The organism is Alcaligenes faecalis, from assembly GCF_002443155.1.
In the GTDB taxonomy this organism is placed as follows: Bacteria; Pseudomonadota; Gammaproteobacteria; order Burkholderiales; family Burkholderiaceae_B; genus Alcaligenes; species Alcaligenes faecalis.
Genome location: NZ_CP023667.1, coordinates 3,586,738 through 3,610,059 on the forward strand (window position 1 = coordinate 3,586,738; position 23,322 = coordinate 3,610,059).

26 protein-coding genes are annotated in these 23,322 nt (G+C 56.7%); 8 read left to right on the top strand and 18 right to left on the bottom strand.

Translation table 11 applies throughout. The features are described from left to right. Together CPY64_RS16675 and CPY64_RS16680 are read right to left on the bottom strand one after the other, a co-directional pair. Positions 1-1,191, bottom strand: coding sequence for an MFS transporter (locus CPY64_RS16675; RefSeq protein ID WP_042485469.1), 1,191 nt, complete (start codon positions 1,189-1,191; stop codon positions 1-3). 28 nt (positions 1,192-1,219) lie between these two features. Then, on the bottom strand, positions 1,220-1,711 hold the full coding sequence (locus tag CPY64_RS16680) for a DUF2938 domain-containing protein (protein WP_042485466.1): 492 nt from the start codon (positions 1,709-1,711) through the stop codon (positions 1,220-1,222). Positions 1,712-1,791: 80 nt separating this feature from the next. Here CPY64_RS16680 and CPY64_RS16685 point away from each other — a divergent pair, with 80 nt between their 5' ends. From CPY64_RS16685 to CPY64_RS16700, 4 genes are all read left to right on the top strand, one after another. After that, positions 1,792-2,265 carry a helix-turn-helix domain-containing protein gene (locus CPY64_RS16685; protein ID WP_042485461.1) on the top strand — a complete coding sequence of 158 codons (474 nt, stop codon included), beginning with the start codon at positions 1,792-1,794 and terminating at the stop codon, positions 2,263-2,265. A gap of 267 nt (positions 2,266-2,532) precedes the next feature. Continuing rightward, positions 2,533-3,723: a CmlA/FloR family chloramphenicol efflux MFS transporter gene (cml, locus tag CPY64_RS16690; RefSeq protein WP_042485458.1), complete on the top strand. Its 1,191-nt coding sequence runs from the start codon at positions 2,533-2,535 to the stop codon at positions 3,721-3,723. A gap of 219 nt (positions 3,724-3,942) precedes the next feature. Then, positions 3,943-4,305 carry a helix-turn-helix domain-containing protein gene (locus CPY64_RS16695; RefSeq protein ID WP_042485454.1) on the top strand — a complete coding sequence of 121 codons (363 nt, stop codon included), beginning with the start codon at positions 3,943-3,945 and terminating at the stop codon, positions 4,303-4,305. After that, complete coding sequence (locus CPY64_RS16700; RefSeq protein WP_042485452.1) at positions 4,295-5,683, top strand: type II toxin-antitoxin system HipA family toxin; 1,389 nt, start codon at positions 4,295-4,297, stop codon at positions 5,681-5,683. Before CPY64_RS16695 ends, CPY64_RS16700 begins: the two co-directional genes overlap by 11 nt. A gap of 72 nt (positions 5,684-5,755) precedes the next feature. On the opposite strand, the gene CPY64_RS16705 is transcribed toward CPY64_RS16700, so the two are convergent. From CPY64_RS16705 to CPY64_RS16715, 3 genes are read right to left on the bottom strand one after another with little or no spacing between them, the layout of a single operon-like run. Beyond that, positions 5,756-6,232 carry a GNAT family N-acetyltransferase gene (locus tag CPY64_RS16705; RefSeq protein WP_042485450.1) on the bottom strand — a complete coding sequence of 159 codons (477 nt, stop codon included), beginning with the start codon at positions 6,230-6,232 and terminating at the stop codon, positions 5,756-5,758. Between the two features lie 18 nt (positions 6,233-6,250). Then, entirely contained in the window at positions 6,251-7,282 is a 1,032-nt protein-coding gene (locus CPY64_RS16710) for an LLM class oxidoreductase (protein ID WP_042485448.1), read from the bottom strand. A 12-nt stretch (positions 7,283-7,294) separates the two neighbouring features. Further along, on the bottom strand, positions 7,295-7,918 hold the full coding sequence (locus CPY64_RS16715; protein WP_042485446.1) for a glutathione S-transferase family protein: 624 nt from the start codon (positions 7,916-7,918) through the stop codon (positions 7,295-7,297). A gap of 145 nt (positions 7,919-8,063) precedes the next feature. Between CPY64_RS16715 and gcvA the strand changes: the two genes are divergently transcribed. Beyond that, the gene (gcvA, locus tag CPY64_RS16720) at positions 8,064-8,948 is read left to right on the top strand and encodes a transcriptional regulator GcvA (RefSeq protein WP_042485444.1); all 885 of its coding nucleotides are present in this window, start codon (positions 8,064-8,066) and stop codon (positions 8,946-8,948) included. A gap of 171 nt (positions 8,949-9,119) precedes the next feature. Here gcvA and CPY64_RS16725 read toward each other — a convergent pair whose 3' ends face one another. Both CPY64_RS16725 and CPY64_RS16730 read right to left on the bottom strand, forming a co-directional pair. Then, positions 9,120-10,337: a 2Fe-2S iron-sulfur cluster-binding protein gene (locus CPY64_RS16725; protein WP_042485442.1), complete on the bottom strand. Its 1,218-nt coding sequence runs from the start codon at positions 10,335-10,337 to the stop codon at positions 9,120-9,122. Between the two features lie 5 nt (positions 10,338-10,342). Continuing rightward, positions 10,343-11,386, bottom strand: a complete 1,044-nt coding sequence (locus tag CPY64_RS16730) for an aromatic ring-hydroxylating dioxygenase subunit alpha (protein WP_042485439.1) — start codon at positions 11,384-11,386, stop codon at positions 10,343-10,345. Between the two features lie 157 nt (positions 11,387-11,543). On the opposite strand from CPY64_RS16730, the gene CPY64_RS16735 reads away from it, so the two are divergent. Beyond that, entirely contained in the window at positions 11,544-12,494 is a 951-nt protein-coding gene (locus tag CPY64_RS16735) for a LysR substrate-binding domain-containing protein (RefSeq protein WP_042485437.1), read from the top strand. A 339-nt stretch (positions 12,495-12,833) separates the two neighbouring features. Here CPY64_RS16735 and CPY64_RS16740 read toward each other — a convergent pair whose 3' ends face one another. Further along, positions 12,834-14,027: an amino acid aminotransferase gene (locus CPY64_RS16740; protein ID WP_042485435.1), complete on the bottom strand. Its 1,194-nt coding sequence runs from the start codon at positions 14,025-14,027 to the stop codon at positions 12,834-12,836. A gap of 475 nt (positions 14,028-14,502) precedes the next feature. Here CPY64_RS16740 and CPY64_RS16745 point away from each other — a divergent pair, with 475 nt between their 5' ends. Then, positions 14,503-15,252 (top strand): tyrosine-protein phosphatase, encoded by a 750-nt coding sequence (locus tag CPY64_RS16745; protein WP_052362950.1) that lies wholly within the window; start codon positions 14,503-14,505, stop codon positions 15,250-15,252. Here the strand turns inward: CPY64_RS16745 and CPY64_RS16750 are convergent. The 8 genes from CPY64_RS16750 to CPY64_RS16785 all read right to left on the bottom strand — a co-directional run bounded on the left by CPY64_RS16750 (position 15,249) and on the right by CPY64_RS16785 (position 21,392). Beyond that, the gene (locus CPY64_RS16750; RefSeq protein WP_042485431.1) at positions 15,249-16,349 is read right to left on the bottom strand and encodes an MBL fold metallo-hydrolase; all 1,101 of its coding nucleotides are present in this window, start codon (positions 16,347-16,349) and stop codon (positions 15,249-15,251) included. The genes CPY64_RS16745 and CPY64_RS16750 overlap by 4 nt on opposite strands. Positions 16,350-16,696: 347 nt before the next feature. After that, the gene (locus CPY64_RS16755; RefSeq protein ID WP_042485427.1) at positions 16,697-17,803 is read right to left on the bottom strand and encodes a hypothetical protein; all 1,107 of its coding nucleotides are present in this window, start codon (positions 17,801-17,803) and stop codon (positions 16,697-16,699) included. 26 nt (positions 17,804-17,829) lie between these two features. Then, positions 17,830-18,852, bottom strand: coding sequence for a Nif3-like dinuclear metal center hexameric protein (locus tag CPY64_RS16760; RefSeq protein ID WP_042485425.1), 1,023 nt, complete (start codon positions 18,850-18,852; stop codon positions 17,830-17,832). A 248-nt stretch (positions 18,853-19,100) separates the two neighbouring features. Beyond that, complete coding sequence (locus CPY64_RS16765; protein WP_042485420.1) at positions 19,101-19,451, bottom strand: Na-translocating system protein MpsC family protein; 351 nt, start codon at positions 19,449-19,451, stop codon at positions 19,101-19,103. A gap of 42 nt (positions 19,452-19,493) precedes the next feature. Then, positions 19,494-20,438: an ornithine cyclodeaminase family protein gene (locus CPY64_RS16770; protein WP_042485417.1), complete on the bottom strand. Its 945-nt coding sequence runs from the start codon at positions 20,436-20,438 to the stop codon at positions 19,494-19,496. 11 nt (positions 20,439-20,449) lie between these two features. Next, the gene (locus CPY64_RS16775) at positions 20,450-20,728 is read right to left on the bottom strand and encodes a 2Fe-2S iron-sulfur cluster-binding protein (protein WP_009457378.1); all 279 of its coding nucleotides are present in this window, start codon (positions 20,726-20,728) and stop codon (positions 20,450-20,452) included. 11 nt (positions 20,729-20,739) lie between these two features. After that, positions 20,740-21,084, bottom strand: a complete 345-nt coding sequence (locus CPY64_RS16780; RefSeq protein ID WP_042485414.1) for a hypothetical protein — start codon at positions 21,082-21,084, stop codon at positions 20,740-20,742. Further along, on the bottom strand, positions 21,084-21,392 hold the full coding sequence (locus tag CPY64_RS16785; protein ID WP_042485411.1) for a 2Fe-2S iron-sulfur cluster-binding protein: 309 nt from the start codon (positions 21,390-21,392) through the stop codon (positions 21,084-21,086). The genes CPY64_RS16780 and CPY64_RS16785 overlap by 1 nt, the downstream gene beginning before the upstream one ends. A 200-nt stretch (positions 21,393-21,592) precedes the next feature. On the opposite strand from CPY64_RS16785, the gene CPY64_RS16790 reads away from it, so the two are divergent. After that, positions 21,593-21,784 carry a hypothetical protein gene (locus CPY64_RS16790; RefSeq protein WP_042485408.1) on the top strand — a complete coding sequence of 64 codons (192 nt, stop codon included), beginning with the start codon at positions 21,593-21,595 and terminating at the stop codon, positions 21,782-21,784. Here the strand turns inward: CPY64_RS16790 and CPY64_RS16795 are convergent. Then, positions 21,781-22,815: a 2Fe-2S iron-sulfur cluster-binding protein gene (locus CPY64_RS16795; RefSeq protein WP_042485405.1), complete on the bottom strand. Its 1,035-nt coding sequence runs from the start codon at positions 22,813-22,815 to the stop codon at positions 21,781-21,783. The genes CPY64_RS16790 and CPY64_RS16795 overlap by 4 nt on opposite strands. Positions 22,816-22,835: 20 nt before the next feature. Beyond that, a complete protein-coding gene (locus CPY64_RS16800; RefSeq protein ID WP_022983673.1) occupies positions 22,836-23,315 on the bottom strand; it encodes a GlcG/HbpS family heme-binding protein in 480 nt (159 codons plus the stop codon). Between the last annotated feature and the right edge of the window lie 7 nt (positions 23,316-23,322).

Consider the following 23,322-nt stretch of genomic DNA (forward strand, 5'->3'; position numbering starts at 1 on the left):
CTACCTGGAGTGAGCCGCCGTACGGCTTAAACGTGCATCCAGCCCCGCCAACAGCAAGGAAGCCACCGCGATGATGACGCCCACCCAGGCAACTGAGGCCAAGCCATAGCCCAGGCTGATCGGAATACCGGCCAGCAAAGGAGCCAAGGTCAAACCAGCCTGAAAAGCGGAAGCGTTGGTGGCCCCTGCCAGCATGGGTGCATCCGGCGCCAGCACATACACGCGCCCCCACACTGCCGGGTTCAACAGAAAACCAGCCAGGCCCAACATGAACACCATGGCAACCGTTGCCCATACAGAAGCGGCAAACGAGGCGATGATGGCCGAGCTAACAATCAAGCCAATAATCCCCGCGACCAAGGTTCCACGCGGCTGAGCATCAGCGGTACGTCCACCTATCGTCAAACCGATAAAGGCACCGACACCGAACAGGATCAGGACCGCCGGCAGCCATTCCGCACTCAAACCGCTAACCTCCATCAGCAAGGCGGCGATATAGCCAAAGGTGCCCATATACGCAGCTGTGGTGAACATGGTGGTGGCATAGGCCACCCACAGGGCGGGACGCTTCATGGCACGCAATTCAGTGACCAGATCCGGCGCTTTTGCATCACGGGCAGTGTGCTTGGGCAAGGCCAGCAGGACGGCGACCGCAGAAATCACGGTGACGGCAATCACCGCCCAGAAACCGCCTCGCCAGCCTGTCGCCTCACTGATGTACGTACCCGCCGGGCCGCCCAGCACCATGGCCACCGTCAAACCACTGACCACAATGGACAAGGCCTTGGCGCGGCGATCCGGTGGCGACAACTGCACAGCTGTGGCCGCTGCCACGGACCAGAAACAGGCATAGGCCAGCCCCATGCCAAAGCGCGCCAGCAAAATGGCCCAGTAGCCCTGTGCCAGCAAACTGACCACCGTAGCCGCAATAAAAGCCAGCTGACTGATGAACAAGGCACTGCGGCTGGGCCAGCGCAAGGCCAGGATCGCAAAAGGCGGGCCACCAATCAGCGCCCCCACCGCAAAGGCTGAAATCAAGGTGCCTGCGGTAGGCAAGGAAATGCGCAGATCCTCCGCAATCATGGGCAGGATGCCGCCCATCAGAAACTCGGCACTGCCCATGGCAAACAGGCTCAGGGCAAGCAGATAGACGGCAGACGGGATGGTTCCGGTGGTTTTCAGGCTACTCATGACAGATGCCCCAACAAATTACAGCGCCTTAGGCCACTTGCTGGATCAGCAAGGCCGCAAGGTACATGCCCAGACCAAAAATCGCGTGTGTCAGCAAGCTGCGCAAACGATTGATCCAAGGCGTAGGGGTACGCGATGCAGCCACTCCGGCCCCCATGGCGGGCTGCATGACAAAAAAGGGCATCACGACCGTCACCGTGCCCACCATGACGGCGGGCAGCCAGCGGGGATCTTGCAGCCATGCGGTGCCATAGACCGCGACCAGCAAAAAGGCGAAAACAATGCCCACGGCATAGTGAATGAACCAGCCCAGGGCAGACTCCCCCGCAATCGGTTCAGCCTTGCCGATATTGCTGTGCGCGATCTGACCACGCAGCAAATGTCCGGCCCAGCGGCCCACCATGGCGTAGTTCAGCGTAGCAACGCCCATCGCCTTTTGAATCAGGCCCCAAATGTCCATGAAAATAGTGGCTCCGACCCCGATCAGAATCACCTGCACCCACTCATTGATCGATAACATTGGCAATCCTTTCCATTGATAAGCACATCGTTTTGAGTGATCATAGAAGTTGAAGTCAACTTCAAGTCAATAGGTGCAAGATGGATATTTCAGAAGTCGCCAAACAAACGGGCTTACCCTCCTCCACCGTGCGTTACTACGAGAAAGAAGGCCTGATCAGCGCGGTCAGCGCCCCCGGAGAAAGGCGTCGTTTTACGCCACAAGTGCTGGATCAACTGGCCTTGATTGCCCTGGGGCAAGCGGGCGGTTTGTCGCTGGAAGAAATACGGGCCATGCTGCCTCCCGATGGAGCTCCGCAGGTAGACAGGCAATTGCTGCTGTCCAAGGCCGATCAACTGGATGCCACCATCAAGCGCCTGAAAGCCATGAGCGAAGGCTTGCGCCACGCTGCCCACTGCCCCGCCGCCAACCATACGCAATGCCCGACATTCCAGCGCTTGCTGAAAGCTGCCGCCGTCCGGGTGAAGAAGAACAAGACCGGCAACTCCAGCGAGGCGGTGTCGCGTCTTGCCAAAACTTTGCAGGGCAAAAAACCAACAGCTATCACGGACTGAGTCTTCAAGGCCGTAAAAACCTCCCCCTATAATGGTCAGCTGTCGCGCCCCGCCCCTTTGGACTGGGCCAGACGCAGCCATAACGTTTTCCCCGCGACACACTTTCAAGTTATTTATGTGAGGAGCCGTCTGCATGACGAGCACTGAGTCAGCAACTGAGTAAGCCGCAACAAGCTCTAGTCTTGTTGTGGCGTTCTGTACTCCCAATCCCGCTGATTGATAACAAACAGACGCCGTCCGATCTCTTTTTCGAGTGGTAATTTTGTTATGTCTTCCTCACGCTCTTCCTGGGCTTATACGCTGCCAGCCGCCCTGCTGCTGATGGCGCCCTTCGACATCCTCGCTTCCCTGGGGATGGATATCTACCTGCCCGTCGTCCCGGCCATGCCGGAGCTTTTGGGCACGACTCCAGCCGTCATCCAGCTGACCCTTAGCCTGTACATGCTGCTATTGGGTGCAGGGCAACTGCTCTTTGGCCCCCTGTCGGATCGCATAGGCCGACGACCTGTTTTGCTGACAGGCGCCGCCCTGTTCGTGCTGGCTTCAACCGCCGCTGCCTTGTCCAGTTCCGCTTGGGCTTTTGTCGGTTTTCGGGTGCTGCAAGCCCTGGGGGCCTCGGCCACCCTCGTGGCCTTGTTTGCCACGGTGCGCGATGTGTATGCTGATCGCCCCGAGGGCGTGGTGATCTACAGCCTGTTCAGCTCCATCCTGGCTTTCGTACCCGCCTTGGGGCCGATTGCAGGTGCTCTGATTGCCCGTGCGGGCGGGTGGCAGGCCATCTTCCTGAGCTTGGCCGGAATGGGGCTGCTGGCCTGGATCCATGCGCTGTTGCGTTGGCAGGAAACCCGGCCCGCCAAACCAATGCAGTCACAACAATCCGCACTGGCCGTCTTCAAAAGCCCGGCGTTCTGGGTCTACACCCTGGGCTTCTCCACCGGGATGGGGACATTTTTTGTCTACTTCTCGACCGCGCCACGAGTCTTGATCGGACAAGCGGCTTATTCAGAAATGAGCTTCAGCCTGGCCTTTGCCAGCGTTGCCCTGGTGATGATTGCCACCACCCGCCTGTCCAAAACCTTTGTGGCTCGTTGGGGCACCGCCGGAAGCCTGAAACGCGGCATGGGCTTGATCGCCCTGGCCGCCCTATTGCTGGCAACAGGACAGCGCTTGCTGGAGCCCTCCTTTGCCAGCTTTATCCTGCCCATGTGGCTGGCCGCCATTGGCATTGTGATGACCGTATCCGTCACCGCCAATGGCGCCTTGGCCCAGTTCAACGACGTGGCCGGTTCCGCCGTAGCGATCTACTTTTGCGTAGAAAGCCTGATCGTTAGCGTGATCGGTACGTTGGCAGTGACTTTGCTGGATGGGGATACTGCATGGCCGCTGGTGGTGTTTGGGCTGGGGATGAGCAGTGTGGTGTTGCTTGCTTTGATGTTGCTGGAGAGAAGGACAACCTAACCAAAATGTCCGTAATAACAGACCTTAATAGTCATTAAGACTGATATTACGGACATTAGACTACACGTCTGTTCAGCAAACAATCAAATTCAATTAAGATGACCGTAATAACAGTCCTTAATCAATTTAAGGGCTGTTATTACGGTCAATAAATCAGAAGTCTTGACTCTACATGTTTCACAGAATTGTCCATGACGAACATGGCAGAAAGGGCCAACTATGAAATACGATGAGGCACAACGCACCCCCCCTAAACGTTTGCAGGAAGCCAGCGCCATTGGTCAGAAGCTCCAGCAACTGCGCATCGCCCATGGAATGACTCAAAGCGATGTGGCTGCTCGTGCTGGTATTTCACGGTCCACGGCCGCCCTGCTTGAGCAAGGTAATGAAAGCCGAACGATGTCTCAGATCCTGCGCTACCTCCATGCCATTGAGCCCGAACTTACCTTGCTGGATCTGCTCACAGAGCAGTCCGGCGCTGTGCGGAGCTTCAACAATGCCAACAAGGTACAGCGTGTCTCCAGGAAAAATGCATCGAATACGGCCAACATCGCTCCAGCCAAGGACAAATATGACTTCTAAACCGCGCAATCCATACAGCCGACCACCCAGTCAGGTTGCTGTGTTTGCTCATATTGCCCAAAGCGATCAGGGCAATGCTTTTGTACCGGCAGGACTACTGGAGAACGCGAATTCCGATGCGCCAAGCTTCACCTACGGTAAGCGCTATGTACAACGGCAACACGCGATTGAAATCGATCCTGCAGCACTGCCACTAACGGCAGAAAACGGAGGCATACAACGTTTTACCTTACCTGGGCTGCACGAGTTTGGTGGACTGCGCGACGCGGCCCCTGATGCATGGGGTCGACGTGTCATCGAAAACAAACTCAAAGTAGGCTCGGGCGTTTTACCTGAAGTCGCCTATTTACTGGAGGCCGGAGTGGATCGCGTAGGCGCACTGGATATTCGACTGACGCTCGATTCCCCCGCCAAGAAATCGGCAGTTGGGGAGGTCAGCCTTGAACGCCTACTTGAAGCCGCTGATCGTATTGAAAATGACGAAGACATCGGTGAGGGCCTGGCTGACTGCTTTGAAGGCCTAGGTTCGGCTGGCGGAGCCCGGCCCAAAGCATCTATTCGCGATGAATCCGATGTGCTGTGGCTGGCGAAATTCCCTTCCAAGTCTGATCGCGCCTGCAATGCTGTACTTGAAGCTGGCACCTTGGAATTGGCACGTGCTGCAGATCTATGCGTTCCACCCGTGCATATCCAATCTGTTGGCACGGCGCGCGTGCTCTTCATTCGTAGATTTGACCGTTACTGGGCAGCTCCGGGAGAAGCACCCGCCCCCGGCCAGGACAGTTGGTCGCCCTCCACCCCAGAACACAATGCTTCTACCGTTGAGGGGCGTATCGGCTTTTGCTCCGCTATGACCCTGATGGGCATTGACGAGTACGAAGCAAGAAGCAGTTCCTATCAGGCACTGGCCCTCAAACTACGAGAGCGTTGTTTGCCCACCTTCATCGATCGTGATTTACGTGAACTATTCAAGCGCCAAGCCCTGAACATCTTTGCCAACAACAATGACGATCACTTGAGAAACCACGCCTTCATCTATGACGTGGTCGGCAAAGGATGGAGGTTAAGTCCGCTCTATGACGTTCTGCCCATGAACACGGTGGCAAGCGAACGTTATTTGCACCTCGAACTAGGAGAGCAAGGAAGGCTGGCCACCCTGGACAACTTAATGACACGTTGGGCAGCCTACTTCTCTAGCCGCCAAGAAGCCATTCGCGCCTTGCATGAAGTATGGATAGTCGTCAGAGCCTGGAAGCCTTATTTTGAGCAGTTCGATGCATCCGCCCAAGACATGGACTATCTGGAGGGAGCATTCAGACCACTAGAGCGCTTGGCCTCCTCCTCCTTAGCGAAGGAATTGCGAGCCTTCGGGAACTAAACCATCATTCCTGTTATTTACATACTGGCAACCTGAAAAACGTATCACCTTCTACACGCCCCTAGCCCCCTTCTACAGATTCAAGTCATACGTCACCCACGCTGTCGCCTGAGCCAGACCATCGTATAGCCTTCGCGCCTGCGCATTGTCCTGCGCCGTAATCCAGCTCAGGAACGGCCAGCCTTGCTCCTTACCTGCCTGGGCGACTGCCTCAATCAAACGGCGGCCCAGCCCGCCGCCTCGCTGTTCCGGCAACACAAACAAGTCATCCAGAAAACCTGCGTCCTTGCCCAGCAAGGGCTCCGGGAAAGAACGGTAATGCGCCAAACCCAGCAGCACACCATTCGCCGTAGCTACCACCTTCCCCTGCAAAGGATGCTGCGCATCCAGCAGCCAGGACCAGGTACAAGCCAGGATCTCTTCATTCATGGGCTCTTTGTAAAACTCGGCGTACTGCCGATATAGCCGCTCCCAAGCGACCCGGTCTTGCGGCTGCAAATCCCGGATCTGAATACCATCGGCTACTGGCTGTTCTGCACTGCTAGTCATGCTTGTATTCCCCTGTTGCTACCATGCTGTTGCAAGGGCAGGCTGCGCCTGGTGAGAGGCAAAATGCGGGAGCACATACTCAGCCAGCTCCTGGATAATTTCCGCCGCCGGTCGCTGCGCAAACTGAATACCCAAAGCGGCATGATTCACACCCGCTGCCTGCCACTCCTCCAGCAAGGTAATCAGTCCCTTGCGCCCGGTACGCAGTGTAAAACCACCGCGCAAAGGTGTGCGTGGATAATCGGGGTCATCCACCAAATCCAGCCATTCATTGCTCATGTGAGGACGGAAACCGCCATCTGGAATCCGGGCGCGCCAAGCCCGAATTTTGGCAGCCAGCTTTTGCGGACCTAACGGTGTATGTGTGGCTTCCGGATAGGTCAGCCAACCATCGGCATGTTCTGCGATCCATTCGGGCGACTGCCCCGAGGAGCTGGTGACAATCAAGGGAATGGAGCCATGCACAGGCTTGGGTAACAGCTCTGCGGTATCGAAGCGGCCCAGCGGAGAATCAATATCCAGTTGCCCCGCTTGCGTTAGCTGACGGAAGTAGCTGACAGCCTGCGCAAAACGCTCTGCCCGTTCGGCCCACTCCACGCCGTAGGCGGGAAACTCCACCGGCCTGTCCCCGGAAGCAATACCCAGCACCAAGCGTCCACCGGACAATTGATCAATGGAGAAAGCGGATTTCGCCAGGTCGATCGGGTGACGCAGGGAGAAAATCGTGCTGCCCGTGGCCAAGGCCACCCGCTTGGTGCGAGCAGCCAGAAAAGCCAGATAGGTAAAGGGGTCGAACACCTGTCCCGCATCTCCGAAATTTGGATCATACAAGGGCACATCACGTACCCACACCGCCGCAAAATCCTGCCGGTCTATCTCCTCTACGAGGGCCGCCTGTCCGGCCAGCACACTCATATCGCCTTGATAAAAGCGCAGAGGCAGGAAGATACCCATGGTCAGGCGACCCGGCGCAAACATGCGGCTATAGCCAGGGTGATTGGCAAAGGCAGGGAAAGAGGCGCCTTGAGTCAGGCTTGTTTCAATCGTCATGACGTTTTCCCCTCAAGCACCGGTAGCAGGTTCAGGCAAGGTGATGCCCATACGGACTGCGGGGCGTTGGGCCACGCGCTCATGCCAGGCACTCATATGCGAGTACTGGCTGAAATCAAAGTCGATAATTCGCGCAATATGCGTCCAGCCAAAATGCGCAATGTCGGCAATGGAATAGTCCTTTCCTGCCAGATAAGGATGGTCTGCCAAGCGTGTATCCAGCACGGTGAACAGATCATTCACCAGACGGCGGTAGCGCTCGATGGCGGCCGGAATCTTCTCTTGCGCGAACAGCTCGAAATGCACACGCTGGCCCAGAATCGGCCCCACGCTGGAGGAATGAAATTGCAGCCATTTGATCGTTTCCCAGCGCTGAACAGGATCTTTTGAAAGCAATTGGCCGGTTTTCTCCGCCAGATACAACAGGATCGCGGCGGACTCGAACAGGACAACACCTGTTTCATCATCCCTCATCACCGGGATACGCCCATGCGGATTCAGAGCCAGAAACTCCGGCTGCTTATGCTCGTTCGCTTCAATACGCACGTGATGCAGGCGATATGGAAGCGCCAGCTCTTCCAGGGCGATGGTCGCCTTAAAACCGTTGGGCGAACTATCGGTGTACAGATCAATCATGGTGCAGCTCCCAAACTGAAAGTTCGCTCTTCTTTTGTATATAGATAAGCTAAACTTTAAAAACGATTCAGAAGCCTATTTTCCCCAGCTATATGGACAAATAAAAACGATTAAATCTGCTTTAAAGATTTAGATAAACTAAACCATGAATCCTGTCTTTCCTCTGCAGGCTCTGCGCGCCTTTACCGAAGTCGGACGCCACGGCAGCATCAAGCTGGCCGCCCAGGCGCTGGGCGTGACCTCGGGCGCAGTCAGCCAGCAAATCCGGCTACTGGAAGATCGCTTGGGCGTGACACTGTTTGTGCGCAGCCACCACAAAATGAGCCTGAGCGAAGCAGGTGATCAGGTCTACCCTGTCCTGCTGACGGCGTTCGACCAGATCGAACAGGCCATGCACACGCTGGAAGCCACCAAGCAAAGGAAGACACTGACGATCAGCACCGTGCCTTCCTTTGCCGCATCCTGGCTGATTCCCCGGCTGGCCGACTTCAAGCAACGCCATCCCGATATCGAAATCCGTGTGGAGGCGTCCCCCACGCTGGTGGACCTGCGTCGCGACAAAGTGGATATCGCCATTCGCCACGGCCTGGGCGTGTATCCCGGCTTGCAGGCCGAGCCCTTGATGGCCCCTGTCTTGCTGCCTGTAGCCAGCCCTGCGTTGCTGCAAGACAAGCCAGTCATTCAGGAACCAGCAGATTGCCTGGAGTGGCCACTGCTGCAAGATGCCGACCGGGCCGACTGGGCGCTTTGGCTGTCTGCCCACGGGGTGGAGGACGATGCACGCGCCGATAGAGGCACGGCTTTCGAGGATGATTACCTGCTGATACGCGGTGCGATTGCGGGCCTGGGGTTGGCCTTGATACCGCAGGAATATGCGCAGGATGAAATAGCCGCAGGCCGCTTGGTGCAAGTGCTGGACAAGCCTTGGCCAGCGCGCTTTGCCTACTACCTGGTGACCTTGCCTGACACGACGCAAAGAGCAGAGGTCCGTGCCTTTAGGGATTGGATAATCGAGCAAGCCCAGTTATAGCAAGGTAGCCAGTCTATGTAGGACCACCACTTCAACAGTCCCCATGTCCACGCCCCCAGCTCCAGACATCGAAAATCCGCCTGACCTCCAACAAGGAAGCATATGATTTTTTTGAAAAAAAGCCCCGTCCCAAAAGGACGGGGCAAACCTCAACAAGCAATTGAAAAACTCTTAAGGTAATTCCACAGCCACCGGACCACGGGGACGGGAACAGCACAACAAGACTTTGCCCTCTGGCACAGGGTCCAGAGGCTCTTCAAAATAATCGACCTCGCCCGATACCAGAGTGCACATGCAGGTATTGCACAGGCCGGCCCGGCAATTGAAGTCCGGGCTCAAGCCCGTTTCTTCAGCCAGATCCAGCAAGGAAGGACAGTCCTCATGCCATTGGGCCTGACGACCGTCGGGCAGGAACGTCACGGTTTGCGTCGCATCCACGGCGGTTTCAGCACTGGTTTGCGCAGCAGCTTCAGTGATGGCGGGGAGCAACGCCTGCTCTGCGTTCACCCCTGCGGCGCTGGAGACCATGGCCGTTTGCCCCTCAGGCTGAACCGTGCTGGCGGCAGTATCGCCAGCCAGGGTGTTTTCCAGCACCGTGGCCGGGCCAAAAAACTCGTAGTGAATGCGCTCTCGCGCCACACCCAAGCTACGCAACACACCGTAATTGCTCTGCATGAAGGCACCAGGCCCACACAGGTAAAACTCGTAATCATCCAGTGGCAGCCAACGCTGCAACTGCTCACGTGTAATCAGTCCCGCCACATGGTGCAAACCGGCTTGCTCATCATCTTCCGTCGGGTTGCGATAGCAGAAGTAAAGCTGCACACCTTCGCGTTGTGCCACCAGCTCGCGCATCTCATCCGCAAAGGCATGCACCACGCTGTTATCACAGGCATGAATCACATACACCTTACGCTGACTGCGTTTAAGCAAGCGATGCAGCATGGCCAGCAAAGGGGTCTGGCCCACGCCGCCGCTTAGCAGCACCACAGGCCGCTGGCTGCTCTCGTCCAGCACGAACTCGCCCATGGGGCCGGCCGCGCTCAGCACATCGCCCGGCTGCACCTGTTGATGCAGATAGGAGGAGGCCAAGCCATCGGCCACGCTTGACCCGGCCGGGGCCTTCTCGTGTTTGACGGAAATGCGCAGACGCTCCGTGCAGTCGGGATCCCCCGACACGCTGTAATTGCGCAGCACGGTTTGCCCGTCAATCTCCAGACGGAACACCAGATACTGACCCGGCTGATAAGGCGGCATAACACCGTCCACCGGCTGCAGTACAAACGAAGTAATCACTTCGCTTTCGCGCTGCTTTTCCAGGACACGATAATCCCGGAAACGGCGGCTGGCCGTAGCCTCCGTAGACGCAGATGATGCAGTCGTATTCATCACGCTCAAGCCGTTGCCGTCTCGCTGGCGACGGCTTGCTCGGCCTGGATCATCTGGCTGATCTTGCGACGGAAGCGCAAGGGGCCGGAGTCCAAGGGCAAATCCAAAGCGGCAGGACGCTCTTTCAGGGCCTTATGCACTTCTTCCAGAACCACTTTGTCTTCCAGGAAAGCGTGGCGCACGTCTTCGTTGAAAATCTTGGAGATAGCCTCGTCATCCGGGCTGAAGTTGCGCAGCTGGAACCAGAAGTAGCGGGTGTGTTCCTCGTCGATAGGCGTCAGGAAGTTATAGGAGTCCATCAGGAAAACGTCCTGGTGGTACTCGCTGGGCTCCTCGGTAGCCGCACCGGCGGGCAGAAAGATGGCCTTGATCACGGCCAGCGACGGGAAGCGCACTTCGTACTGCTGTTTGCGGTCGCAATTGCCTTCAAATTTCACAAACTGCTTGTAAAACGGCGCAACTTCCACATTTTTGGACCAGCGCGAGACCGTCACGCCATTGTCCTCAACCTTCACCGTCAAGGGCAGGCCGATGATGTCGGGGCTACCAAACGAGCTTTGGTGTACCCAGGACACGTGCGAAGGGTCCAGCAAATTGTCCGTGACGTACAGGTAATTGCAGTCCAGCTCCATGGCGTCGCCACGGTTCACACCCCACTCGGGATTGTCCCACTCGGGAATGTCGACCAGTTTGGACGGATCAGCTAATTCAGGATCACCCATCCAGATCCAGACCAGACCAAAACGCTCCGTACAGGGGTAGCTGCGCACTACCGCGCTTTTAGGGATTTGCGCCACACCGGGCGCCTTGGTACAGGAGCCGCTGCAATCAAATGTCAGCCCGTGGTAGCCACATTCCACCTGATCGCCAATCAAACGGCCTTTGGACAAAGGCAGGCGACGGTGCGGACAGGAATCTTCCAGGGCGACTGGCTGGCCGTCCTCACGGCGATACAGCACCAGGTTCTCGCCAAGCATACGCACGGGCTGCAAGCTGCGACCGAGCTGCGTAGCCAATGCGCCTACATACCAGGCATTGCGTACAAACATGATTTACCCCCAACTCTAAATGCGGTGCATGATGGCTGAACGAGTCCATTTCATGCTCTCTTGTTTGTCATGATAGTCGCAATCAAATTCAGCCTACTATCCATATCGTTTAGAATTTCTAAAGTTAAATTACTTTTCTGGACGGGGTCTGATCATCATGGATACCTTGCCTCCCTTACGCGCGCTGCAAGTCTTTGAGACGCTGGGCCATAGCCAAAGCCTGCAAGAAGCGGCCCGTCGCTTGAAAATTACTCCCGGTGCCATCAGCCAGCAATTGCGCCTGCTGGAAGACACGTTGGGCTGTAGCCTGACCTACAAAGAAGGCAAACGCTTGCGGCTGACAGCGGCGGGGGTGCGCTTTCATGAAATCTGTACCCAGGCGTTTGAGCTGTTGCGCGACGGCCAGCAAGAAATGGAGCGTTCGCGCAACACCAGCCTGCTGTCCATCAGCGCTTTGCCGTCCATGCTTAAAACCTGGATGGCCCCGCTGGCGTTTCAATGGCAGGAGCAGTACGACCCAGAGCTGACACTGCACCTGAAAGGCAGCCATGCCGAGCCGGATCTGGAAGCCGAGCAAATCGACTTTCGGATTACCTACGGTCAGGCCGCCGCCCGCCCCCGCAGCTTTACCGAGCTTTATACCGACCGTGTCGTACCCGCTTGCAGCCCGGCCCTGCTCCAGGGGCAAGCCGCTTTGCGGCATCCCCGTGATCTATTGAGCTATCCCTTGCTGTCCTCGGACTGGCAGCCACGCTTTACCTCGCCGCCATCCTGGCGCGACTGGTTTGAGTCTTTGGATATAGACATAGGCGATACGCCCCTGGATCGCTTCCGCGTGTTTTCCCTGTCGCATATGGCGCTGGAGTCTGCGGAGGCCGGTCAGGGTTTTGTATTGGCGCAATGCTCGATGATAGAAAAGGAAGTGCGCAGCGGGCAGTTGATCCTGCCTTTTTCCCATTCCCTGCCCCTGCCCTGGCCGTACGTACTGACCCGACGGGCGGGTGCGTTTGAGTCGCCTCATAGCCAGGATTTTCATCGCTACTTATTGAACCGGGCGCGGCAGCAGGAGCAGATCAATCAGGAACTGCTGCTGCAAGCATTAGCCTGAGCAATGTCGCAGCACGACGAAACACGGCTGGATTGCCGATAGACCTTGCTCGCCTGGCCGTGGCTAAGCACTAAACCATTGAGTGCTTCAGCTATATAAGCGCAGGGTTGTTCGATGGCTTAGCTCTACACCGTTCCACTTTTCAGTTCAGGCTCAAACACCCAGCCAGGTGAGCAAAACAAGTCGAGCGCCTGGATCAGACAAGTACGCATAAGCGCTTTCTACCTCCCGATCCACGCAGTTGTGGACGCATTTCCAGCATCAACAAAAAAGCGTGTTTACCGCCCCCAAAGGGGCCATAAACACGCTCTTTAATCCTGCTGGAAAGACGTCAGTGTCTTAGGCCACCACAGCAGCCAGCGACTCCGCGAAGTAATCCACGTTGGACTGGTTCAGGCCTGGCACGCTGATGCGGCCCGACTCCAGCACGTACACGCCAAAATCGTCACGCAGTTTCTGGATCTGCTCTTTGGTCAGGCCGGTGTAGCAGAACATGCCTTGCTGTTTGACGAAGTAGCTGCTGTCGTATTGAGGAGCCAGTTCTTTCAGACGATCGTGCACACGCTGACGCATGGCGGCGATACGCTGACGCATGGTTTCCACGTCTGCCGTCCACTCGGCCAGCAAGGACTCATCGGACAAGATGGTGGCAATGGCCTGACCACCGTGCGATGGCGGGTTGGAGTAGATGCGACGCACCACAGCTTTGAGCTGACCCAGAACGCGGTCAGCTTCGTCCGCGCTCTGGCACACCACCGACAAGCCGCCGCAGCGCTCGGAGTAGTAGGAGAAGTTCTTGGAGAAAGAGTTGGCCAGCAGGAAAGTCAGGCCAGCATCGACCATGGCGCGCACGGCGAAGGCATCTTCATCCAGGCTACGACCAAACCCCTGGTAAGCCATGTCCAGGAAAGGAATCAGCTTGCGCTGTTGCAGCACAGGAATCAGTTGCAGCCATTGCTCGTCGCTCAGATCAGCCCCGGTGGGGTTATGACAGCAGGGGTGCAGCAAGACAATGCTGTGCTCGGGCAGGACGGAGATGTCTTCCATCAGGCCGGTGAAATCCAGACCGCGAGTGGCTGGATCGTAGTAACGGTAAGTGTGGGTAGGAATACCCGATCCACGGAAAATGGAGTGGTGGTTATCCCAGGCTGGATCGCTGATCCACATTTCGCTATTGGGGTAGGCTTCGTGCAGGAAGTCGCCACCCACTTTCAAGGCACCCGAACCACCCAGTGTCTGAATGGTCGCAACACGACCTTCTTGGAGCACTTTGCTGTCGGCACCAAAAACCAGTTTTTGCACGGCGCTGCGGTACGAAGCCAAACCCTCGATAGGCAGGTAGCCACGGGGCTGGCCCTTGGCCGCCCATTGTTCTTCAGCCCGGCGAGCCACATCCAGCAATGGCAGACGGCCTTGGTCGTCGTAATACAAACCAATGGTCAGGTTGACCTTGCGATCACGTGGATCGGCGTGAAATGCCTCGTTCAAACGGAAAATCGGATCGCCACCATAGGCCTGCAAATGCTCAAACATGCTTGTTCCTTGAAAAATTACGGTTGTGGGCCGCCCGGTCTGGTCGACGGTCTATTCAGATAACCATTGACCTTATACCTTGGGCCTACTTTAGCCAATATCCTGGGGATCTTTTTGCAGCACATGAGCACGCGAGCGATGCGTGAATGCGTCATCAGTCTTGTCCCCCCTTGGCTCGGCGCGGCACCTGTTCTTGTCTAGTCGGTGCAGGCGGTCAAACTCCAGCGTCACCATGAAGTCTGTTCACAGTTCCAGTAAACCGAAGGTTCAAGAACGTGAACGCGGTGTACCTGCTTGTCTGCCTGGGCCTTGCCAGCAACGAATATACATGGCTTTCTGACGATACAGAACCGTGCACTTGCATTCATTTTGCTTTTGGTCCGCCCGCACTCCCCTCCTGTCACCGCATTGTCATATGCAGATCCCGTCCAAGACCGTTAACATGGGACTTTCACCGTTTCAACAGGAGTCCGTCGTGTCCGTATCGTCGCTGCCCAGTTCCCTATCCTGCCCTTTAGAAGGGGCCAGCAACTTCCGTGATATTGGCGGCTATGCCACAGACTCCGGCTCCTTTCGTAAAGGCCGCGTCTACCGCTCGGACCATTTGGCGGATTTAAGCAGCCATGATCTGGACACCCTGCAGGAGTTGGGCATTGCCTGCTCACTGGATTTCCGGGGTGCACATGAACGCAAACGCTCTCCCTACCAGTACAGTTTTCTGACCAGTCATGCGCTGACCGTCGAACCCACCGTATTGCCTGATTTTCTGGACATGCTTGCCAAGGGCGAAGTGGACGTCAAAGCTGCCTACGGCACCATGAACAAGACCTACACGGAATTCGTGACTGGACATGCCGCTACGTTTGGACGGGTCTTTGACCAGTTGCTGGAAACCGATACCCCTGTCGTCATGCACTGCACGGCGGGGAAGGATCGCACCGGCTTTGCCGTCGCCTTGCTGCACCGCGCCGCCGGGGTCCACCCTGATGATGTCATGCACGACTATCTGCTGACCAATCAGTTCTTCCGCCGCCCCGATCTGCCCGATAACCGTGGCATCAGCGAGGAAGTGCTGGATATTCTCTGGGGCGTTCAGCCCGAATTTCTGGAAACCGCTTTCAAGACCATTGATGAGACACACGGCAATCTGGACAACTTCTTTCAGAACGCCTTGAAACTCAGCCCAGCACGACGCGAGGCCTTGCTGGAGCGCTACACCGCCTAAACCACGCCTACGGAGGTCGCTGGCAACTCCCAGTGACCTTCCAGGCTCAGGGCCGCACCCATCACATTGCGCCAGGTCGGCAAATCATGCATTTGCGTGAACAAAGGCATGCAATATCGCGGCTGCACCATGTCGACCAACCAGCGCAAATCCGTCAAACGCGGATGCACATTCCAGCACAAGGTATGCGTGCCACGCGGTGCATGTGGAGCTACATAGCCGGTGTGAATCAGCAAGCGCTCGCTAGAGTCGGCATTGGGGTCTGCCGCCCGCGCCTGATGCTCCCGAATCAACTCCCCCGCCTTGCCCTGGCAACCGTCCGGCTCACCGGCCAGAAGCAGGTGCGCTTGCGGATCAAACGTAGCCGCACGCGGCATCAGTTCTCGCAAGGATTGCTGCACACCTGGCAACAACAGATCGCTGCTTTGGCTGATCATGCGGGTCAGGTTTTCGTAGCAGGACGCATCCATGCTCCAGTCCTCAAAACCCTGTTGCTGACGCCACAAGGCAATCTCTATCGCCCGGCCTGAGGGTGGCACAGGCAGCAAGGCCGGATGAGACTCCAGCAGGGACTCCAGAATGCTCCAGGCCACATGATGGGACTGGTCGTACAAACCGTAAGACGCATCCAGCAAAGCCAGATAGGCAGGGGGTGGCAAATCAAAGGGGAACAGCAAGGACTCGCAGGAAAAGTCGCCGCTATAAAACAGCCCGCCGCCCACATCCAGATGCAGCCAGACACCACCCAAAGCATGGCCAGACAAGCCGGTACGCACGGCAATATCGCCAATGTAGGTCGTGCCTCGGGTTGGCAGTTCACGCCAGATCCGCCCCGCAGGCAAACTGCGTGCCGTCGAGGCCGTGGCATAAATAGGTATGTGTTCAGGCAGCTTGGACAAGGAACCAATATGATCCTGGTGATCGTGCGTCACCAGAATGGCATCTACCTCCAGGCCTTCATACCAGTCGCACACCTGCCCAGGATACAAAGGCCCGCCGGCATCCAGCAGCAATCGCAAGCCGCATGCCTGCACGAGAATGGCGGCTGGCGCTTTACTTCCATAGCCACTTAACACCGTCACCAGGGTCTGGTTCATGCTCCGTCCCCCATAAGGCATTCAGGCCAATACATCACCAAGCCACATCCGGCATCCTGCTTTGCAGCACGGCGCAACACCGGGCACAAAAGCAAAGCATCAATAAGCGCAATGGGCCGCAGCGCACGCTGCCGGACAGAAGAAGGCATCAACTTAAAGAACCAGAGTCACCTAAGTGCCCTGCCTTAAAAAAACCACGACAGGCTCAGGTTAAACAAGTGTTCTTTCAGCCCTGTTACAGTTTTATGGCAGTTCGATGGCAGTGAGCTGCCCTGCGTAAAACAGACAAAATAAAAAAAGAGCGCCAGCTTTAGCGCTCCTGAAAAGGGGGGACTGCAAACAGGACATCAAATAATCAAAGGCGTCAAAAATACGGCCAGGATCACAGCCGTCAACAAGCGCATGACGATGCCCAGAACGGCCGCCAGCATGACTTCTTTTTCATTCAGATCCGAGCACTCGGCCCAGACCACCGGGATCTGCCCAAATACCGCGGACAACGGCAGTCCTGAAGAAGCCAGTACGAAGGAGCCCACCACCAAAGAGGGGTCCAGTGTTGACGCCATCGCCTGCAACTTGCCCATTGCCAAAGTGGGGCTGACCAGCATCGCCAACACGCCTGTTTCAGGGTGAATATTCAAGGCCAGCAAACCGCGCTCAAGCACATCGCTGACAGGTGCCCAAATACCCATGTGTTCAAGCAAGCCAATGACACAGAACACCAAAGCCACGGCTGGAATCAGGATCAGCAGCAACAATTCCACCCCTTCGCGGGCAGCCTTGAACAGCATGGGTGCGAAATCAATATTCGGTGTGAAACGAGGCGCTGCCAGCAAATCCACCGAGCGGACATTGCGGTAGACCAGCCGTGACAGCAATAAGGGCGACAACAACAAGGGGCCAAAGATCGCAATCAGTACCACGGCAAAGACATTCACCCCGGCAAAGGTCAAGGCCATCATGCCCAGCATGAAGGTCGAGAACGATTGCTGTGACTGCACCATCGTGGCCACCGCAATTTTCTGCTCATCCTTGGTGGCTCCTGCCTGGCGCAGCAAGGGGCCTGAAATGCGGCCAGCCGCGTTGATATCACCAAAAATGTTGTACACGCTGGGAATGATGACGGCCGGATTGATTCCAATGGCCCGCATCGCTGGCATAAAGACCCGCATCATGGCGTCAGTAAAACCCAAACGCTCCAGCAGGCGTCCAATGATGACGCTGATAATGACAGCCACCCCAACCTGCCCGGTCAAAAATACATCCACTACCACGGGCTTGACCTTGTTGAGCACCGTATCAAACGCGCCCGACAAGGTAGCGGGAAAGAAAAACAGCGTCAGCATGGCCACGGCCAGCAAACTCAGGCCCACCACCTCGATACGTTCCAAGGGACGGCGGCCCGCAGGCGGTGAATGCACTACCTTATCGATTTCTATTGTTTTGTTATCCATGTCTCTCTCCGTTCAGGAAGCTGGACTTACTGGAAGCTCAACACATTCTTGCCCATCAAATGGGCTGTCGAAAAATGCTGAGCGTATTCACGCAAGCGGGCCCCACCCACTTGATGCACAGGTGTCGATGTCACCCGGTCGCGGAACATCACCACCTCGACACCATCGAGCAAAGCGCTCAGGGCATACGCCAAGGGCAACCCATTTTCCAGAATTTCCAGTACATGACTGTTGCCCACCAGGAAATTCAGGCCTAGTTCACGCGCGCATTCGATAAGCGCATGGCCGTCGTAGACCCGGCTGATGGAAGCCAGCACCGTGTCAACGCCCGGGTTCTCGGCCACCGCCTGACGCAGATGGTCGGGGCTGAAGCCGGTATGCGGAAAAATGTGCAAAATACGACCGACTCGACTACTACGCTCGCCCAGCCGAATGGCTCCCCGCGTCAGAGTACTGGTCTCCAGAATGTTTTCATTGCCCTTGATACGGCGTTCAGCCTGCAAGACCTGATCCTCCAGATCCAAGCCCATGAAACCGTCAAGCCGATCCAGCATGTCGCCCAAGGTGTTCACCCCTTCCAGGGGCTCGCCCACGAACATCACATTGCCATGAATGCCTCCATAAGCGATATCGCTTTTGCCCACTTTGTGGCCATGCAGATACGCAATACCCGGATGCAAACCATGAAACGCTTCGTGGCACTCCAGCGCAGCGACGCCATACAAGTCCAGATAATCCTTCAGGGTCACGCCCCCGCAACTGGCGGCATCGGCGATCGGATGATGCGCAACAATGGCATCCACCCCGGTGGCACCTGCCAGCTCAATGCTCAGTTCGGACATGGTCATGCACACCGCCACCTTGCGCACTTCCTTGTTGGGATCCCCATGAATCAGTCCCGGGATCTCCAGTACTTCCTTGCCGTAAATTCCAGAGGACTTCCAGATCACGAAGGGATGATGGCCGCATTTGACCTCATCCATACAGGACACCATGCGTCCCCCCGTAATTACGTTCAATGCATCCAGCAAATCGGCTACATAGGCCATGATTTTGTCTCCAAATAAAAAGCCGGCCTCGGGCCCTGGGAGTTCCCAGGGCCCGAGGCCGGCGGTATGCGAGCACTTCCTGTCGGCAACTTCCCCAAGCGGACCGGTCAGGGTCTGGACTCGGTTCCAGAGCACACTGCCCACAAGGCAATCCACTCCGGACGGAAGGACAACAAGACTGTCTACCAGTCAGCTTCTTTTTATCGATTTGGAATTCAGGACATCGGCTCTCACCAATGTCACTGCATTCACACTCCTTTGTGCAACAACACCATGGTGGAAGACAACTGCGCCGTCGCGTCGTAATCCTTGAAGATGGCCACGACGTCCAGGCCATACTCTTCCACCAAAACCTGCTTCATCTCTTTTTTGAACGCCTTGATCAGATACAGATCTGCCAAGTCAGCGATATGCGCATTTTCACGGCTCAGCGTCTGCAGGGCAGGCTGTCGTTTGTGAACGGCCAGCATGCTGATCCGGTCCTCGAGCACATCAATCTTTAGCGTCACCACACCTGAGGCAAAAATACTGCTGTTAATGCGGTTGTAGTCCCGGGTCAGTGCCTGCTTGAGTTCGCCTATAGAAGAAAAGCCTGCCATCGCCATTGCCTACCCCCAACATGCTTGAATTATTGTCGTTTTTCAGTGTGCGGCAAGCGCCTCCTGCGCTGTCTTGCCAAGCTGATGACGGCGATACGCCAATCCAGCGACGGCAATATCTTCAATCGCCACACCCACTGATTTATACACGCAAATTCCCTGTGCGTCGTAGCCTTGTCCCCGGTCTAATTGCAACCAATCGCTTAACTCGCACAACTTGTCCGAAACGCCGCAATTGGACGCAGCCAGAATCAGGTCCCCCGCCTCCGCGAGAGTCTGCTCACCCCACTCCACCACAATCTTGCCTGCCCGCTGCAGGCAGGCATCATCCAATTCCCGCGCTGTTGGCAAACTGGAGCCAACGGCGGCGACAAAGCAGCCTGGCTTCAGGCTGCGTCCATCAAACAGGGGATCGCGACTGCGGCTGGCCGTGACCAGAATATCCGCCTGTGCGGCGATCTCTTCCGCTCGGGCGGCTCGCACAGGCACACCACACTCCAGCTCCAGCTGGTGGCAGCGCTTCTCATCGACATTCGGGCTCCACACCAGCACACGCTGCAAATCAAAGGTCTGGCAAAACTGCAGGGCATGCGCCATCCCCTGGGCACCCAGACCCAGCACTCCCAAGGTTTGCGAATGGGGATTGGCGCCACGCTGTGCTGCCAGAACCGAGCAGGCTGCAGTACGCCACTGCGTGATCGCGCCAGCATCCAAGGTGGCCAAAGCTTGTCCGCTCAGTGCATCAAACAGCACAATGACAAAATTGAATGCGCCATGCACGGTCGTATAAATCTTGGCACCCGCCACTTGCTGGCCTGGGATGACCGCGCCCAAGGTCGACAAGCGGGTATCGCCCACCTGCGTGCGCACACGACGCTGCTGGGCCGCCTGGCCCTGTCCAAACTCGATGAAAGCCTGCTCCAGCACCTCTTGTACGGCAGGCGCATCAAGCAGCTCGTGTAGTTGCTGATCGGTCAAATGCAGCATGGCCGCTCCTTTTACCAGCTCACCGTAACGTCACCACGAACAAAGGTCTGGCACGCCATACGAAAACCCTCTGCCAGATCCTGCTCGGACAAATGCTTGTGTTCCTTGGCCTTAACCTCATCCGTATTGCTCAGCCCTTCCGTAATTCGGCACTTGCAGGTGCCGCAGATCCCGCCCCCGCACTTGAACGGGATGCCACCGCGCTCGCGGATGGAAACCCGCAGCAAGTTACTGTTCTCGGCGGCAGACACCACCAAATCATTATTCGACGCAAATGTAATCTGAACCATATTCTGCTACCTCAGGATTGCTGCTGTACCGGGGCCTGGACCCCAGCCTTGTGACCGACGACCCCACACTGACGCAACTCGGCCTGTATGCTGCCAAACTGTGTCAATCCCGCCAGCTCTTCATAAGCCTGCTCGGCTGTCGCAAACTTTTCCATTTGCCGGGTAGGAATGTCATTGATCGTGCCATTTGGCGTCTCTTCCACAATGCGAACGCGCGACCCATCCTGAATGCGTGCAATGGCAAACACCGCTTTGAAACGACCCTGAAAATGGTATTCATACGCTGCCACCATTTCCACGCCCACTCCCGGCTCCGTGCGGTATTCCCCCGGCTTGCTCGTCAGCACCACATACATCACTGCACCTCCTGTGTTTCTGCCTGCTCCAGAACGATGTCCTGGTTAATCCACAGCTGGCACGCCAGCCGCCAGCCCTGATCCAGTCGCTCGCCCAACTGCTTTTTCTCTTTCCAGTTGGCCGCAGGCAGATGCTCGGCCCCCTCCAGCACACGACACGCACACTTGGCGCACTTGCCCATGCCGCAACCGTAGGTCAAATGAGGAAAGGGGAATTGCTTGATGCCCGCCCTGACCACCAAATTCGTGTTCTCCTGCACCTCGCCCACATGAGTCTGGCCGTTTTTATGAAAAGTAATGGTTGGCATAAGACCTCCTGCTTGCTGCCAATGATGCGACCGGATTGCGAGCCCTGACCGCCTGAAAAACCAAGAACGGTATACCAAGTCGAAAAATGCGCTTTCCCCGCAACAGATTTTCTTGGCTTTAGACACAATTTTCTGTCAATTTGAGTAGAAACCCCTATTGCGGTATACTTAATTCAATTCAAACCCTAAACGAGATTGCTATGAAAACCCCCGTCGAACTTCGCTATTTGCAGCGTCCTGTCGGCGAGCAGTTGCTGCCTCATTTGGCTCAGCGCAAGCATCTGCGCCGTCGTATTCCACTCATCAATCTGCCCTCGCTCACCGAACTGTTTGGCAGCCGAAAGAAGCGCGACCCTGAAGCGGCCCAGGATCAGCTCCCGCACAGCGCCTAGGCAAGAGAAGGCTCTGCCGAGCTGGTATCGGACTGAAAGTTGAAGGCATCGGCATACATGAACTGCTCATTGGCGCCATGCTCCTTGAACAGACCACGGGCCTGCTCAATCATCACGGGCGAGCCGCACAAGTAAATGGCATGCTCTGACAGGTCAGGTTCATCCCGACACACCTGTTGCTGCACATAGCCGCGCGCGCCTTGCCAACTCTCGTCAGCATGAGAGAGCACAGGGACGAAACGGAACTCGCACAAGCGGTCTGCCCAAGATTCGATTTCCTGGGCCAGATACAAATCCTCGGGTCGGTTCATCCCCCAATACAGGCTGACAGGCGGGCAATCGTCCTTGTCCAGCAAGGACTCCAGAATCGCCTTGATCGGTGCAATACCCGTACCAGTAGCCACCATGACCATGGGCCTCCAGTCTCGCTCGCGCCAATAGAACACGCCCAAGGGCAGCTCCAGCAGCAGCTCGTCTCCGGCTTTCAGCGCCGGCAGACATGCCTGGGTGAAACGGCCGCCTTCCACTTCCCGCACATGCAATTCAATGCGCCCCTGTGCGGCATCGGCATTGGCCATGGAAAAACTGCGTGCACGCCCGTCCTCGAACAGGATGTTCAGATACTGACCAGGACGAAACTGCACTTGCACGTCCTGGGGCAGCTGCAAGCTCAAGCGCCAGATGCCCTGGCACGCCCGCTCCACGCTATGAACCTGTGCCCTGACTTGTTGCACTTCAGGCAACTCGTCACGATGAGCGGCCAGACTGATTTCAATATCGGCATCCAGTCGAGCCTGGCAGGCGGCGGCATGACCCTGCTCGTGTTCTTCATCAGCAATGCTCATGGGCAGGCAGTCATCCTCATAACAAACCTTCCCGCGAGTGACCTGAATACGGCAGGTACCGCAACCGCCAAACTCACAGTCGCTATAAATGCGCACGCCTTGGCGCTGGGCGGCCTGCAAGATGGTCTCTTGCGGTTCTACCCAGAACTGCTCGCCGGTTTCCTTGATGTCGACACGATGGGCCATGACCCGTCCTCCTGATGCCACTATTTCTTGATGTCCGCCTGAACCAGCACGTCCAGACCCTCTGCCTTCAAGGCCTCGGCCAAGGCCTGCAAGCCGGCCACACCAGCTGCCGTGTCCTGCTCGCCGTTACCGCCACTCAGGCCTATGCCACCAATGACCTCGCCATTGACCACAATGGGATAGCCGCCCACAAAGGCCGCAAAACGCCCTTCAAAACTCAACTGAATCCCGAAGGCCTCGTTACCCGGCAAGGCGGGACCATTGGGCGGTGTGGTGAACAAATGGGTGGAGCGCTTGTGGCCGGCAGCGGTAAACGCCTTGTTCCAGGCAATCTGGGCGCCGGTAATACGAGCCCCATCCATGCGCTCCATGACGATGGGGTAACCCCCTTCGTCAACCACGCAAACGGTCTCCAGCACGCCAATCTCTTTGGATTTGGCAATCGCCGCGTCCACCATCAAGCGCGCTTCGCGCTGTTCGAGACGTAGGATTTTTTTCATAAGTCTT